12 protein-coding genes are annotated in these 15,475 nt (G+C 52.1%); 7 read left to right on the top strand and 5 right to left on the bottom strand.

The features are described 5' to 3' along the window. Positions 1–119: 119 nt before the first annotated feature. The 4 genes from AC0QHF_RS19915 to AC0QHF_RS19900 form a co-directional block, all read right to left on the bottom strand. Positions 120–365 (bottom strand): hypothetical protein, encoded by a 246-nt coding sequence (locus tag AC0QHF_RS19915; protein WP_324705985.1) that lies wholly within the window; start codon positions 363–365, stop codon positions 120–122. A gap of 54 nt (positions 366–419) precedes the next feature. Next, the gene (locus AC0QHF_RS19910; RefSeq protein ID WP_324705984.1) at positions 420–926 is read right to left on the bottom strand and encodes a spondin domain-containing protein; all 507 of its coding nucleotides are present in this window, start codon (positions 924–926) and stop codon (positions 420–422) included. A 99-nt stretch (positions 927–1,025) separates the two neighbouring features. Continuing rightward, entirely contained in the window at positions 1,026–1,259 is a 234-nt protein-coding gene (locus tag AC0QHF_RS19905; protein ID WP_324705983.1) for a DUF4278 domain-containing protein, read from the bottom strand. Between the two features lie 652 nt (positions 1,260–1,911). Beyond that, on the bottom strand, positions 1,912–4,275 hold the full coding sequence (locus AC0QHF_RS19900) for an FG-GAP repeat domain-containing protein (protein WP_324705982.1): 2,364 nt from the start codon (positions 4,273–4,275) through the stop codon (positions 1,912–1,914). Between the two features lie 427 nt (positions 4,276–4,702). On the opposite strand from AC0QHF_RS19900, the gene AC0QHF_RS19895 reads away from it, so the two are divergent. The 5 genes from AC0QHF_RS19895 to AC0QHF_RS19875 all read left to right on the top strand — a co-directional run bounded on the left by AC0QHF_RS19895 (position 4,703) and on the right by AC0QHF_RS19875 (position 11,437). Then, a complete protein-coding gene (locus AC0QHF_RS19895; protein WP_324705981.1) occupies positions 4,703–8,287 on the top strand; it encodes a WD40 domain-containing protein in 3,585 nt (1,194 codons plus the stop codon). A 60-nt stretch (positions 8,288–8,347) separates the two neighbouring features. Next, positions 8,348–9,112 (top strand): hypothetical protein, encoded by a 765-nt coding sequence (locus tag AC0QHF_RS19890; protein WP_324705980.1) that lies wholly within the window; start codon positions 8,348–8,350, stop codon positions 9,110–9,112. Positions 9,113–9,293: 181 nt separating this feature from the next. Continuing rightward, a complete protein-coding gene (locus tag AC0QHF_RS19885; RefSeq protein WP_324705979.1) occupies positions 9,294–9,752 on the top strand; it encodes an Lrp/AsnC family transcriptional regulator in 459 nt (152 codons plus the stop codon). A 37-nt stretch (positions 9,753–9,789) separates the two neighbouring features. Beyond that, on the top strand, positions 9,790–10,398 hold the full coding sequence (locus tag AC0QHF_RS19880; protein WP_324705978.1) for a LysE family translocator: 609 nt from the start codon (positions 9,790–9,792) through the stop codon (positions 10,396–10,398). A gap of 379 nt (positions 10,399–10,777) precedes the next feature. Then, positions 10,778–11,437 carry a hypothetical protein gene (locus AC0QHF_RS19875; RefSeq protein WP_324705977.1) on the top strand — a complete coding sequence of 220 codons (660 nt, stop codon included), beginning with the start codon at positions 10,778–10,780 and terminating at the stop codon, positions 11,435–11,437. Between the two features lie 22 nt (positions 11,438–11,459). On the opposite strand, the gene AC0QHF_RS19870 is transcribed toward AC0QHF_RS19875, so the two are convergent. After that, a complete protein-coding gene (locus tag AC0QHF_RS19870) occupies positions 11,460–11,618 on the bottom strand; it encodes a hypothetical protein (RefSeq protein WP_324705976.1) in 159 nt (52 codons plus the stop codon). 160 nt (positions 11,619–11,778) lie between these two features. Here AC0QHF_RS19870 and AC0QHF_RS19865 point away from each other — a divergent pair, with 160 nt between their 5' ends. Both AC0QHF_RS19865 and AC0QHF_RS19860 read left to right on the top strand, forming a co-directional pair. Then, positions 11,779–13,362: a hypothetical protein gene (locus AC0QHF_RS19865; protein WP_324705975.1), complete on the top strand. Its 1,584-nt coding sequence runs from the start codon at positions 11,779–11,781 to the stop codon at positions 13,360–13,362. Beyond that, complete coding sequence (locus AC0QHF_RS19860; RefSeq protein ID WP_324705974.1) at positions 13,359–15,416, top strand: DUF1802 family protein; 2,058 nt, start codon at positions 13,359–13,361, stop codon at positions 15,414–15,416. Before AC0QHF_RS19865 ends, AC0QHF_RS19860 begins: the two co-directional genes overlap by 4 nt. The last annotated feature ends 59 nt before the right edge of the window (positions 15,417–15,475 follow it).

The following is a 15,475-nucleotide window of genomic DNA, read 5'->3' as shown; positions in this document are numbered from 1 at the left end:
TCCCCCTTGCCAAGGGGGAGTTTGAGAAATTCTCCCCCCTTACAAAGGGGGGCTGGGGGGGATATTCCGTTACCTCTCGATCGAATAGAGACACCCCAAAAAATTTGATATCAACCGTTTCAAACCAAAGCCAGCCAATATTCCTCATCCCGAACCGCTCGGCGGTTTCGGAAAAGGCACGGTTTTTTTTCTTCCATTTCGATATAGGAAGAGGTGACTCTGCGATCGCGATCGACTGTGTAGATGGCGTGAACCATCAGTTCGCACACCAAACTGTCAGAATTGACGCACTGGATGCTGAAGCGTTCGTAGGTCGATCGCAAAAAGGCGGGAAGTTGACGCATCAAACCAAAGCTTCGCGTCACCTCATATTCGGGGGTGACGACCCCATTTTCAACTGCCCCGGTTTCGGGGATTTCCTAGCCGAAAAAGGCGGTGTTTTCCGGGATTTCGTCGTTGACTTCCGTGCCGGCATCCAAGACGTTATTTCCGGCGATAATAAAGTCGGCACCGATGAAGTTTCCTTCCCCGTCAAAAATGGGGTGGGCGCGTTCGTTGCCGTTGGCGATAAAGAAGTCGTTGCTGGGAATGATCATCGAGGCGTAATTGAAGAACGCGCTGCCCGGATCGTCGCTGTCGAGTTCGACGGTAAATGTGGCGATTTCGCCGGGGTCGATGAGTCCAGGAGTGTCCTCTGTGCCGACGATCGCACCCTGAACCGTCCCGAAACCCGCCAGGTCGAATTCCTCGGAAATGACATCGGTGGTTCCGTCTTCCGCCAGCCGTTCCAAGCCGGGGGAAGAGGGCCGTCCGCGATCGTAGGTGTCGAAAGTCCCGTCGTGAAATCCGAACCAGAGGGGTGTGAGAAATGTCCCGTTTTCGGGGGCTAAGTTTTCGACGGAAATAGTCACAGGAATCGTCGCCATTGTATTGCTTTCTAAAGTTTTAAAAAAGGGTTGCCATCGGTTGTTTTCAGGATTTCTGACAACCCGAATTTTGTGTTTTTTTAAAATGAGATTAATTTCTCAAATGAGAGACAAAAAAAGTTCCAAATTGTCGATTTTTTCTTGTCCGATCATTTGTTCGCGGTTTTGATAGGCGACTCCGCGATATTTAAAGCTCCGATCCGAGGGCGCGATCGCCTCCACGCCGTGCCGAGATTTATAGGTGATGCCGCGATATTTATAGGTGGATTGAGATGCCACTTGGGTGGAAGCAGAAGGAACGATGTAAGGTAAGCCACGATAGGTGAGTTGCATGATTGTCTCCTTGAATTTAGGAAGTCGAACTGATTGGCTGTTCGCTTGCTACTCAATATAACCAGTGCGATAAAAAGACTCAATATGAAAAGGTTTGGAAATGTATGGAGTTTGGAAAATTGCCCAAATTTTTCAATCCGATAGTTCTGCGGCTGAGAACAGACTGAAAAAAGAAGGGTGAATCCTGAGAATTAACTGAGAAATCGGTTGTCGGCGGGATTGCGATCGGCTTTTCAGTGTGATTTCGGTTACAAAGTTCGACCCCACGATTTTGGATGGGCGAGCGATCGCAATATTTCTTGACCTTTGATGGGATATATTTCTTGAGGAGATGTAGAAATGTTTGAAAAAGTATGGTTATGTAGGGTATCCCCCCAGCCACCCGTAGGGGCAACCTTATAGGGTTGCCCGCAGTTGCCCGATTTCCGAAAAAATCCCCCCATATCAAGGAATTGATACGGGGGGATAATATAGCACTACGAGAGTCGGTCAGGACATGACCGAACTCCCAAAGCCCTGATGGATGGGAATTTGACACGAGCTGACTGCTGAAAGCTGATAGCTTACTGCTATATAAGACGCGGTTTAATACCGTACAATCTTCCCAATTATCTTCGCCGGTAGGGGCGCTGCATCTTGCGCCCCAGGGGATTCAAAACAGCGTCATTTCATCGGTGTCCGCCAGAATCGGAAGGGTGCTGACATCGGCACGGCCGTCCAAATCGATGGGATTGAAGGCGAAATCCTCAAACCGCGGCGTGTCGATTCCGACTTCGAGTTGAACGGCGGGAAGCAGCAACTCGTCCGGACTCCCGTCCCCGTCGAGGAGTTCGTCGCCGGCGCCTTCCCAGTTCAAATGGTCGTCACCTTCGATGACGCCGTTGACAAAATTGACCGTGCCGTTATTTTCGCCGATGAAGGCGTCGAGGAAACCGTCGCCGTTGATATCCGCCAAAACGGGTGTCGCATTGATACCCACGTCCGGCAAATTGTCCGGCAACTGAATCGGATTGGGTGGGGCGGAATCGGGAGACGCCCCGTTGGCGATGGCGTTGGTGGACGTATTGATAAATAGGGGCGATGTCGGAGTTCCCAGGTTGATGAAATAGGTGCTGGTCCCGTCTTCCGTCCCGATAAAAGCGTCCAAATCGCCGTCATTTTCGGCATCGAAAAAGTCGGGCGCCGCCGCACCGGAAACGGCCGTCAGGCCGAAGGGATTGTTGTCGCCGCGGACGAAGTTGGGGTCTGTGGGAGTTCCGGTATTGCGGAAGAAAAGGGTCGTCCCGGTGGCGGTGCCGACGAATAAATCGGCGTCGCCGTCGCCGTCGATATCCGCGAAGGCGGGATGGGACAAACCGCCGCCGCCACTGATTCCGAAGGGATTGATGACGGGGGGCTCGAAACTGGCGCCGCTGACACTGCCGCGGTTGCGATAGAAGTGAATTCGGCCGAACGTATCCCCGGAGAACAGATCTTTGTCGCCGTCGCCGTCAATATCGACGAAAGTGGGGGTGCTGCGGTTGCCGACGTCGCGAATCACGATGGGGGCGTCGAAATCCGGAGCGGTTGCCGTGCCCCGGTTGTGGGCGACGGCGATGGTCCCGTCGTTGGCGCCGATGAACAGGTCGAGATCTCCGTCCCCATTTTCATCGACGAAGGTGGGGGCGCTGTTGAAACCGACGTCGATATCGCCCAAAGGGTTGTTTTGATTTTGGGGAGCGGGGGGTCGGAACTCGATATTTCCGAAGGTGTCGGGGTTGTCCGTGAAGAAAATATTCGGATCGTCGGTGGTGCTGTTAATATTTTCGGCATCGGAAGCAGTATTCTCGTTCAATAGGATGTTCGCCGCCGCGAAATCTTCTCCCAAAACGACGACCCGGCGATCGGAACCTTCTCGAACAAAGATCGCGCCGCCTTTACCCTGTCCGTCTTCAAATCCCGTCCCCCCCGTCGCGGAGTTGTTGTCAAACCGGACATTTTCTCCGAGGGTCAGCGTACCCGAGTTGACGAAGACCGCGCCGCCCAAACCGGCACCGCCGCCGCCGTCACCGCCGATTCCACCGTTGCCGGGACTGTCACCCAAGAACGTGATGTTGCCATCTTGACCGTCTTGGCCCCCTTCACCCCGTCCGGCAAAAGCACCGGAGGCACCCCCGGAACCCCCTTCGCCGCGAGAACCGGCACTACCCGTGCCGACATTGGCACCGCCGCCGCCGCCGCCGCCGCCACCGCCGCCGCCGCCGCCGAAGCCGCCATTACCGCCATTACCGCCATTTGCACCATCTTGACCTTCTATAAAGGCGGCAGAACCACCGGCGCCACCGCCGCCACCGCCGCCGCTGGCGCCCCCCGTTCCAAAAAAGATATTGGTCGTGATGGTAAAAACACCTTCTTCATCGGGTGGAGTCACGTCAATTACATTCCCGGGAAAGCCATTGGTGGGGAAGAAATCGAAATTGCCGCCGTTGCCACCGTCACCGCCGACAGCAACTTGGTCGAAACTCGGCAGGCTGAATGCCCCACCGTTGCCACCGTCGAAACCATCCTGGCCGTCACTGGAGTCGATGCCGCCCCGTCCGCCGTCGCCGCGTCCGTTGGAACCGTTGCCGCCGATCGCTTGGTTATTGCGGAGCACGACGTTTTCGAGGGTGACTTCGCCGCCATTGATGAATAGGGCACCGCCGAAACCCCCGCCGCCGCCGCCACCGCGCGAACCGTTGCCGCCCCGCGCCACTCCTTCGGTCAGGGTGAGATTTTCAAACCGAACGTTTGCATGGCCGATGCCAAACAATTGAGTGACGCTGTTGCCATCAATTCCGGAGAACTGCCCATTTCCATTGATTTCAAGATCGTTATTGATGTTGATAAATAATGGACTGTCGATCTCGACCATACTGCTGAGATTGATGGTGTCTGCTTCCGGCGTGTCCGCGGCGGCGGCGATCGCCTCCCGCAAGCTGGTCAAGCCGTCGGGTGCGACGATATCGAAGGTCGTATTGACGTTAAATGTTGCCATTTTTATTCTCCCTTATCCTATTGGACGGAACTGAAAATTTTATTTTTTTGCGTCCCCCCGTTTCCAGCGGGGTTTCAAAATCGGAAATCTTCAGTTGATACCAACATAGTCGGCAATCCAAAAATACTCAATATGAAAATGTTTGAAAAGGTATGGAGTTGAGAAAATAAATTGATGTCGTCCCCCTCCCTGAAAAGAAGCTGAAAAAATGGGTGTCGATTCTGAGAATTGACTGAGCGATCGCTCGTTGATCTGACTTCGATCCGGTTTCGAGGGTGATTTCGGTTACGAGATAACACTCGATGGTCATACGTCGGAGCCTTGGATTAACATTTCTTAATATTTTTCGGAAGATTTTTCTTGACAAGATTGGGAAAATGTTTGAAAACGTATGATTAAATATGATTCCCTCGGATAAGGAACGGTCATGAACGTCGAAGCAGCCTTGGCGATCGCGGATCGATTGGTTTTCAGCAAAACCGACAGACATCTGACAACCGTGCAGATGGAGATTTTTCGGGGGTCCTGGGCGGGTCAGAAATACGCCGACATCGCCGCCCACTGCTACTGTTCCGAAACCCACATCCGCATCGTCGGTTCGGAACTGTGGAACCTCCTCTCCCAAGGACTCGAAGAGAAGGTGACGAAGAAGACATTTCGCGCCACCCTCGAACGCTACAATCAGCAGGAATCCCCACCGGAACCGACTCCCGCAGAAACGACGGAAGCGCCCTCGCCGCCCCCCGCCGCGCCCCATAAAATGCGGGATTGGGGGGAAGCGCCCGATGTCTCGGTCTTTTTCGGGCGGACGGAAGAACAGGAAATATTGGAACGGTGGATCGCAGCAGAAAAAGTCCGCCTGGTGACGCTGTTGGGGATGGGGGGAATCGGCAAAACCTCCCTCGCCGCCAAGACGATTTTGGCGTCGGAAGCCGATTTTGACATGATGATTTGGCGCAGCCTCCGCAACGCCCCGGCGGTGGAGGATATTTTGGCGGATTTGATTCAATTTCTCGGCAATTCTCAGCAGGTGAGTCTCCCCCAATCTCCCGACGGCCGCATCCGATTGGTGTTGGATTTTCTCCGCAACCGCCGCTGTCTGCTGGTGCTCGACAACGTGGAATCGATCTTGCAGGGGGGCGATCGCACGGGGCGTTTTCGGGCGGGTTATGAAGGTTACGGACAGCTATTTCGGGCGATCGGGGAAACCCAACATCGAAGCTGTCTGATCCTGACTTCCCGGGAAAAACCCGCCGGACTTTCGGCCTTGGAGGGGGAAAATCGCCCGGTCCGCTGCCTGCCATTGATCGGTTTGCCTTCGGAGGCGGGACAGGCGATTTTTGAAACGAAAGGGTCGTTTTCGGGCACCGAGGCGGACTGGCAATTGTTGACCGATCGCTACGCCGGAAATCCCTTGGCGTTGAATATCGTCGCTTCGGCGATCCGAGATTTTTTCGAGGGCAATTTGGGGGAATTTTTGGAGGTGATCCGCCAGGGAGCGTTTATTTTTGACGATATTCGCGATTTATTGGACAGCCAATTTGAACGCCTCACGGAGTTGGAACAGGCGATCGTGTATTGGCTGGCGATCGAACGGGAACCGGTCCCCATATCGGAACTGCGGGAAGATTTTGTCGCCGCCGTTTCTCCCCAAGATTTGTTGCAGGCGATCGCATCTTTGCAGCGGCGATCGTTTTTGGAAAAAGTCGATAACTGTTTCACCCAGCAACCCGTGGTGATGGAATACGCCACCGATCGCTTCATCGATCGCGTCTGCGAGGAAATTCTCACCCAAAATATCGCCCTATTGCAAACCCACGCTTTGATCGAAGCCCAGACCAAAGATTACATCCGCGACACCCAAATTAACCTGATTTTACAACCCACCCTCGATCGCTTAAAGTCACAACTCGGGTCCGAAGATGCGATCGCCGCCATTTTGACCGAAATCCTGGACCGGGAACGGCAAAAACCCGCCCGCACGGTGGGCTATCTGGCCGGAAACCTCCTCAACCTGTTCCGCCAGGGCAAAATCGACATCGGCGGCTACGACTTCTCCAATTTGACGATCTCGCAGGCCTACCTCCAGGGGATGCCCCTGCGGAACGTGGATTTCACCGGTTCCGACCTCTCCAAATGCGTGTTCACCGAAACCCTCGGCAACATCCTCTCCGCCGCCTTCAGTCCCGACGGGAAAATCCTGGCCACCTGCGACACGGACTGCAACGTGAGGCTGTGGGAGGTGAAAACCGGCAAACTGCTGGGAATCTGCGAAGGTCACGCCAACTGGGTGCGATCGGTGGCCTTCAGCCCCGACGGGGAAATCCTCGCCAGCGGCGGCGCAGACCACACCGTAAAATTTTGGAACGTCCGGGACGGCATCTGTCTGAAAACCTGCACCGACCACGAAAATGAGGTGTTTTCCGTCGCCTTCGGCCCCGACAGCCAAACGGTAGCCAGCAGCAGCGGAGACGGGACGGTGAGGCTGTGGAATCGACTCACGGGGGAATGTTTGCAGACCTGCGGCGGTCACGAAAGCTGGATTCGGGCTGTCGCCTTCAGTCCGGACGGAAAGCGGGTCGCCAGCGGTGGCGACGATCGCACCGTCAAACTCTGGGACGCCTGCACCGGGGACTGTCTGAACACCTTGGACGGACACGGCGGTTGGGTGCGGGCCGTGGCCTTCGGCGACGGCGGAAAAATTCTGGCCACCGGAAGCGGCGATCGCACCGTCAAACTCTGGGACGTCCGCACCGGCGACTGCATCGCCACCTACAGCGGACACGGCGGCGGCATCTACTCCCTCTCCTTCAGTCCCGACGGCCGAATTCTGGCCAGCGGCAGCGGCGATAGCACCGTCAGGCTGTGGGACATCCAAACCGGCGAGTGCGTCAAAACCCTCTACGGACACACCAACCAGATCTTTTCCGTCGCCTTCAGCCCGGACGGTTACACCCTCGTCTGCGTCAGTTTAGATCAGCGGGTGCGCCTGTGGGATACCCGCACGGGGCGCTGTCTGAAAACCTGGTACGGCCACACGGACTGGGCGCTGCCCGTGGCGTTCTGCCCTCGGGGCCACCACCTCGCCAGCGGCAGCAATGACCCGACGGTGAAGCTGTGGAATTACGACACGGGGGAGTATTTGCGGGCGCTGCAGGGCCACCGAGATTTTATCTACGCCCTCGCCTTCAGCCCGGACGGCCAAATTCTCGCCAGCGGCAGCACCGATAATACCGTGCGACTGTGGGATGTGGACCATCAAAACTGCTTCCAAATCCTCCACGGACACGGGGATTGGGTCTACGGTGTCGCCTTCGATCCCGACAGTCGAACCCTCGTCACCGTCAGCGCCGATAATACCGTCAAATTGTGGGATCTCAAAACCGGGCAATGTCTGAAAACGATGCTGGGACACGCGGAGAAAATTTTGGGGGTCGCCTTCAGCCCCGACGGGGGGCGGATCGCCAGTTGTTGTTCCGCGAAAACCGTGCGGCTTTGGGATGTGAAAACCGGGGAATGTTTGAAGGTTTTATTGGGGCACACGAACCGGGTTTATTCGGTGGCATTTCACCCGGACGGAAAGCGCCTGGTCAGCGGCAGTACGGACAAAACTTTGAAAGTGTGGGATCTTGAAAGTGGGGGCTGTTTGAAGACGCTGGAAGGACACGAAAATTGGGTATTTGCGGTGTCTTGGAGTCCCGACGGAAAGGCGATCGCCAGTGCGTCCCACGATCGCACCGTGCGAATTTGGGATTTCGAGTCGGGCACCTGCCGCCACGTCTGCGCGGGACACGAACATTTGGTTTCGTCGGTGGCGTTTTCTCCGGAGGGAAAAATGGTGGCGAGTGGTTCCCAGGATCAGACGGTGCGGCTGTGGGATGTGGGGACGGGAAACTGTTTGAAAATATTGCGGGCAACCCGACTGTACGAGGGGATGAAGATCGGGGGGACGGCGGGACTGACGGCGGCGCAACAGGTGACGCTGAAAACCTTGGGCGCGATCGGCTTCTGATTTGAATAATCGACCCAATAATTTTAATATCATTTTGGACTTATTTACGATTGATATCTAATGACTAAAATTGTCATCCCCACCACGCCGAATGTCAGCCTGGTCGCCTTCTATAGCGATCGCAAATCCCCCGAACTCGCCCAACTGATTCGAGCCATCCAAACCCATTTGAGCGATCGCCTGGGGAACCGCTTTCGACCCGAACCCTTCCCCCAAATTCACGCCACAATCCTCGGCTGCGAAGGCCGAACAACGGCGGTGGGAATCCTCAACCGCTGGTTTTTGGAACGGCGACAGGAATATCGATATATCGATTTATCGGGATTTATAACCTTCGTAAAAATATGCGATCGCCTGCCGATGCCGATTCAATTTGGCGGCTACAATCCCGGGCAAGACTACGGTTTTTTGAGCCGAAACCTGCACCCCTTCGAGCGATCGTTTCAAGTCCAAGGTGACGTGGCGGTGTTGACGGGGTGGCCGCGTCGCCATGCAACTTTTCCCGACGATTTGGACGACTTCCGCCGCCGAGCCCAACCGTTCGGCATCCTCCACAAATATCACAATACCCCCGATTCTGTTGACAACGATTGTTACATGAGGGTGGGGACAATTTTGGACAAAATAGAAACCGAATTAATCCAAAAAATAGAAGCCGAAATTCGCGAGATGTTGCGACTTCAACCCGTCGAAATTGCGATCGACGCCGGGACGCTGCAATTTCTCGGATATCAGACATTACCGCCGCAACCCGAAACCACCGCGATCGCATCCCTCGGCGATGCCACCGAGGACCGCCTGAAAAGCTGGTATCCCCCGCTTTAGCCGTCGGCAGTCAGGCGACGGACAAGGGCCCCCACCTTGCCAAGGGGGGTCAAAAACAAATCTGACCTTACAATCCAAATCCGAATGGCAAGATAACGTTATTTTAATAAGCTCTGGGTTGAATGACTTAATTTTATTATGCTATACTGAAGCAAAACATAGGAAAACAAGGTTACGAGCCGTGGATGCCATCGATATCAAGGTCATTCAGTATTTAGTCACCCAGGGCCGGATCACCTGGTCCGAGTTGGCGAGTGTCCTGCAACTCTCGGCCCCCGCGACGGCGGATCGGGTGCGGCGCCTGGAGGAACGGGGTGTCATCCGCGGCTATACGGCGATCGTAGACCCGGAGGCCGTGGGATGCGGCTTGACCGCATTCGTCGCCATCACCCTCCAACAACCCAAATATCGCGCCAAATTTTTACAGCGAATCCAGGAATTATCCGAGGTAGTGGAATGTCACCACGTCACCGGAGACGACGACTATTTATTAAAAATTCGATGTCGCAATACTCGCGACTTAGAACGAGTCGTCAGCGAGGAAATAAAGGGACTTGCGGGCATTCAAAGAACCCGCACGACCGTCGTCTTATCGACCAACAAAGAAACCGCCGAACTCCCCCTCAACCCAACCGAGTAGCACAGGCATCCTGCCTGTCAAAAAAAGGATAAAAAAGATGAATATCAACTTTCTAGCCCAAGGTTTGCTGATCGGTTTTTCCATCGCCGCCCCCGTCGGGCCGATCGGCATTTTGTGCATTCGCCGATCGCTAACCCAAGGAAAAACGGTCGGTTTAGTGACCGGATTGGGTGCCGCCAGTGCGGATGCGGTGTACGGTGCGATCGCGGGATTCGGACTCACAGCCATCTCGAATTTATTGATCGACCAACAAATCCTACTGCGAATTTTGGGCGGTCTATTTTTATGCTATTTAGGATTAAAAACATTTTTCGATAAACCCGCCCGAGAAGCCGCGAATGTCAACCACGTCGCGGGCGCCTACGCCTCGACATTTTTCCTCACCCTCACCAATCCGATGACGATTTTTTCCTTCGTCGCCATCTTTGCCGGCTTAGGTTTGGCGGGTGCGAACAGCTATTTAGGAGCGAGTATTTTGGTGCTGGGGGTATTCTTAGGATCGGCGCTTTGGTGGCTGCTTTTGGTGGGTTCGATCGGGTTATTTCGGGACAAATTCGGCGATCGCGCCCTGCGCTGGGTGAACCGCATCTCCGGAGTCATCATCCTGAGTTTTGGAATGATCGCGATCGTCACATTGCTTTATTGATAACGTCAGCAACGATCCCCCTAAATCCCCCTTAAAAAGGGGGACTTTGAATGCAATTCTCCCCCCTTATTAAGGGGGGCTGGGGGGGATCGCCACCTTTGTTGAGGACGAAAAATTCCCCCAAATCCCCTTTCAAAAAATGGACTTTGCAGCCTCCAAGCTACCTCGTCAGCCCAGAACCCGCCGTCAAAAGTTCTATTTTTGATGTTACAGATCGCCTCGAAACTGCCTCTGTCAGAGAATTTGACAGGCTATTTGAGTTCGGCTTTTCCGGGTTTAGCGACTGGATGAAAGCCGAGTTACGGATTGTATTTTTTCCTTGGATTTGGGCAATTTTCATTCTACAATAGATGTATCCTTCCAAACGGGACGCGATCACATGGAACACACCACACCCGCAGCCGATATCAAGCTGCAAACCCGTCTGTTGCTGAATCTGTGGGATTTGGGAGGCGTGGGGGAGTTTGTAAAGAAAAGTGAACTCACCAACCGGGTGAAAAAAAAGGCCGAGAAGGTTTCCGATTATCAAAAAATTTACGAAACGTTAGAACAAGAGGGGACGATCGCGACAAAAACCGAGAAGCGATCGCGGCTGGTTTCCCTGACGGAGACGGGGTTGCAGAGACTCGCGGCGGGTTTGCAAGACCCGGATTTCGAGTACGATGCCGGCGAACCTGTCATCGGTTCCAGACATTTCAACGCCCTGCTGAAATGGGTTCGCGAGATGGGCGATCGGGCCCAGCCTGCAGGTGAAGGGGCGATCGCGACTTACGAAGCCTTTAAACCCGTCGTTTTGGAGGTTTATCACCGCCTCAACCGGGATTACAATTATGACGATTTGGTTCCAATTTACCGCATCCGGCGAGAATTGGGGGAACGGGTGGCGCGATCGCACTTTTCTGAGTGGATGCTGAAATTGCAAGTGGATGGCTTGTGGATCTTACAAGGGGGAGAAATGCCGGATATCACCCCCGAGAAAAAAGAAGATTCGATCTTGACATCCTTGGGAGAGTTACTCTATTACGCGACTTTGCTTTGAGAAATCCTTCAATGTCCTTATCTTAAATTCCGACTATGACTGCATCATCTACCGATAAAATTAATGCTGCGATCGCCAATTCCAACCCCTTTGAAACCCTGGCGATCGCCCGAGAGCAGGATGTTTGGGAATCCGGATTTCCGGATATTCCCAGCGTCAACGCCCAGGCTTCGGATGCCATTTTGCAAGCCCTCCAGGAGGTACGCTCCCCATCCTCAACACACCAAAAAATCAAAACTCGGGTGATTGTTGCCGCCAAGGGAAGGGGGAAAAGTCACACTTTAGCCCGTCTCCGCCAACACTGCGATCGCGAAAAAGAGGCCTTCTTTATCTATGCGGGGGTGGAACAATATTCCCTGAGTGCGATCGAGCAGGAATTTCACAAAACAGTTGTCACCAGTTTGGACAAAACGGGATCTTCCGGGGTGACTCAGTGGCAGGAACTCGCCACACTGATGGCGAATACTGTTTGGAAAGCAACCAACCCGAACTCCAAAACTGTCACCGAAAAGCAGTTGCTAAAAAGTGTTGAAAATCTTGGTCAAACCGAGGGAAAGACGCAGGAATGGGTCGAACTCATGACCGACAAGTTTAACAAAAACAAACCATTCGACCCGGATCTGATCAAGGCGATATTCTGGACGCTTTCAGATTCTCTGGGTCGCCACGCGGTCAAATGGTTGTCGGGTCAAGAAATTGCGCCCTCGAAAACCCAAAAACTCGATCTTCCAGCGTCATTTTTTGGAGTCGGACAAACCAAATATCAAATCTTTGACAATACGTTAAAAATTCTGAGTTTGATCGCCGAATATAAATCCATCTTGATCGGTTTTGATGAGTTGGACTTGCCCGATAGTCAGCGCAGTAAAGCCGGTTTGGCAAGGCCTCAAGTGGTGGCTCGATTAATTAAAATGATCGTCGATAAGCTGAGTTTATCTAAAACCAGTCATGGAGTCGTAATTGTAACGGTGATGATGCCGGATACTTGGACGCAAAAAGTAAAATCGATGCCGGGAGGTGTTCCAGATCGGGTGTCGGGAACTGAAAAGCCGATTCTGTTGCAGGGAATCAATGCCGATGCAGCCGTAGAACTGATCAAACTGTGGCTCGATGAATTTTATAAGAGTCGGAAATTGGTTCCCCCAACTCCCCTTTATCCTTTTGACGAACAGAAAATCCGCGCAATTGTGGCGGAAGGAAATTCGATTCGGCAGATGCTTCGCTGGTGTGCAGAAAAATTTCAAGCCACCGTGTCCGATGAGGATAAATTCGATGGTAAAAAGCCTCCAAAATCCGCGCCGAAGTCCCCGGTCGAGCAGGCTTACCAAAAAGAGTTGATCGCATTGGCAAGCTCGGTAGATAGTTGGCTGGATGACCAGTCAAAAATTGCTTCGGCGTTGCAGTTTGGATTTAAAGCGATCAGGGGAAAAATTATAAAAAATGTCAAGGTTGAGAGTATCGAAGCTGTCGAACCAAAATACAAAAACAAGGGTTATATTAACTTCAAAGTTGTCGGAACTGAAAATGGAACAACCGTAAAAATAGGAGTCTGCGTCCTGCAAAAATCATCGGGGAATTCCGTCGGTGCAGCCCTCAGCCGTCTGATCCGTTACAAGACATTTGATATCACCCGAGGTTGCTTGGTTCGTTCCAAGGAAATCAGTCCGAATGCGGCTAAAGCTCAAGAGTATGCCAACGAACTTGTATCAAAGTTAGGCGGTGAGTGGGTTTCCTTCGAGGCGGAAAATGTCAAACCCATTTTGGCTTTATTTCACGTTCACCAAGGTCGTGGCGATTACCAATTGACTGACAAACAGATTGTAGATTTTGCCCATCAAAGTCGTTTGTTAGTGGACAACTATTTAATTCGCGAAATTTTGAGCGCTCCGTCGGGTCAAGTTCCTGGTAATCTGGAGAAAGAATGAGTAATGCAATGATGATCGATACGGCGTTACGGCTTCCCGCGCCAGAGGTTGAGGCCCTGATTTCGGGGCGATCGCTGGTCGCTATGCCTTTACAATTTATCGAAGTGGGGGAATATGCCCTCTGTCCCGATCGCCCACTGATTCCAACCTCGTCGCCGAGTCATTACTACAAACCGGATTTTCTAGACCTTGCAAATACTCCGGCAAAACCGCAGGTCAAAGCGTGGGCAAAGTGCGATCGCTGCGAACTGATCGACGAGACAGAATCCCTCGAAAAGTTGTCCGATTTGACGCTCTGGACTCCCGCAACCTTGCGGGAAATTATCGCCGAACGGGAATTGATTTTTCTGGCTTATTTTCGGGTGTATTTGTTGCCGGAACCGTTGGAGGTTGAGGCGATCGATCCCGAGGATGAATTTATCCCGCTACTCTCCCCCATTTCCATTACAACAGCAAACCCAGTTTTCGATGATGACTCGTTCCGCGATCGCTCTGAACGATTGGTTCAACGTCACCTGATCGCATCAGTTCCAGATCCCGTAGATCAAGAAATCGACATCGCAGCCAGCATGATGGAGATTTCAGCCAGTCCGCCAGCCAGATCCGATTCGGATTTGGAGTGGATACAAACGATCGCGGATGTCGGCAATTCTAGCGACGGTCACGCCTTTGAAAAGTTGGTTCGTAAAAGTTTTATCAAACTCGGCTTTACCAATTCCAACACCGATCCAAAAATGAGTCTCGATCCCGAGGCGACAGGTGGCGCAGGTGGGCTAGATTTGTATTGTGAGGAACCTTATTCTGTTATTGGAGAATGTAAAGCAACTAAAAATGAGAAGGTTTCGGATGGTACACCCTCTCAACTGATCAAACTGGGTTATAAATTTTTCTCTAAAGAAAAGTATGATAACTCTATTAAAATCATTTTTGCAGGCGGAAAATTGACGAAAGATGCCAATCAAACAGCAGAGGGAAACCGTATCAACGTCATTCGTCCTGAGACTTTACAGCAGCTCATAGAAATAGCCGAAAATTATCCAGATTCTATTGATTTATCTCGACTCAAAGAATGCCTGGAAAATGGAGATTTTGGGGAAGCAGCCGATACCAAACTATCCCAGTTTATCGAGAAAGTTAATGGTGATATTCTCGAACTTTCATCACCTCCAGAAACAGCAGATCGAGAAACTGAGATTCAGCAAATCTTGATGAGGATTTCGGCTCAACAACAGTTAAGATCCGATCCGGATTTGGAGTGGATACAAACGATCGCGGATGTCGGCAATTCTAGCGACGGTTACACCTTTGAAAAGTTGGTTCGTAAAAGTTTTATCAAACTCGGCTTTACCAATTCCAGCACCGATCCGAAAATGAGTCTCGATCCCGAGGCTACAGGTGGCGCAGGTGGTCTGGATTTATATTGTGAGAAACCCTATCCTGTTGTCGGTGAATGCAAGGCGACTAAAACAGAAAATGTGCCTGACGGTACACCAGCTCAACTGATCAAACACGGCAATAATTTTTTAGGTAAAGAGGGGTATGAAAACGCTGTTAAAATTATTTTAGCAGCCGGAAAATTAAACTCATTTGCACGTCGGACAGCAGAGGGAAATCAGATGAACGTCATTCGCCCCGAAACTTTACAGCAGCTCATGGAAATGGCTGCAAAGTATCCAGGTTCTATCAATTTATGTCAGCTAAAGGAATGTCTTGAAAAAGGGAATTTTGGAGAAGCTGCCGATGATAAAGTATTAGAATTTATCGGTGATATAAAGAAAGAAATTAAACTGCGATCGCATTTAGTCTGTATTTGCAAAGAACATGATTTAAAGCCGGAAAAGCCGGAAAATATCGACTATATTAAGGGATCTTGTGGTTCTCCCGATAATCCCGAAGAACTTAAAAAGAAATCGAAAGATGAATTAAGAGAAATTCTCATCGAACTCTCATCGCCTCTGACGGGTTATCTCGGACGGATCAAAGAAGAGGGAAGTGACGAATATCAATTTTATTTCATTCGAGAGATGCCCGAGATCGACTCCCAATCCTCTTGAGAGGATTTTCGCTATGAGCTTGGGAATTTATTCCCAAGCGGGACTGACGAATATCAATT

It is taken from the genome of Lyngbya sp. CCY1209, assembly GCF_055795065.1.
Note: the sequence above shows the minus strand (reverse complement) of the source record. Positions and strands in the feature narration are given on the sequence as shown.

Coding starts and splice junctions, on each gene's coding strand:
- AC0QHF_RS19870 (WP_324705976.1), bottom strand. CDS start 11,618: ATGGCATCCGAAGCCTGGGCGTTGACGCTGGGAATATCCGGAAATCCG.
- AC0QHF_RS19905 (WP_324705983.1), bottom strand. CDS start 1,259: ATGCAACTCACCTATCGTGGCTTACCTTACATCGTTCCTTCTGCTTCC.
- AC0QHF_RS19890 (WP_324705980.1), top strand. CDS start 8,348: ATGACTAAAATTGTCATCCCCACCACGCCGAATGTCAGCCTGGTCGCC.
- AC0QHF_RS19860 (WP_324705974.1), top strand. CDS start 13,359: ATGAGTAATGCAATGATGATCGATACGGCGTTACGGCTTCCCGCGCCA.
- AC0QHF_RS19875 (WP_324705977.1), top strand. CDS start 10,778: ATGGAACACACCACACCCGCAGCCGATATCAAGCTGCAAACCCGTCTG.
- AC0QHF_RS19880 (WP_324705978.1), top strand. CDS start 9,790: ATGAATATCAACTTTCTAGCCCAAGGTTTGCTGATCGGTTTTTCCATC.
- AC0QHF_RS19910 (WP_324705984.1), bottom strand. CDS start 926: ATGGCGACGATTCCTGTGACTATTTCCGTCGAAAACTTAGCCCCCGAA.
- AC0QHF_RS19900 (WP_324705982.1), bottom strand. CDS start 4,275: ATGGCAACATTTAACGTCAATACGACCTTCGATATCGTCGCACCCGAC.
- AC0QHF_RS19895 (WP_324705981.1), top strand. CDS start 4,703: ATGAACGTCGAAGCAGCCTTGGCGATCGCGGATCGATTGGTTTTCAGC.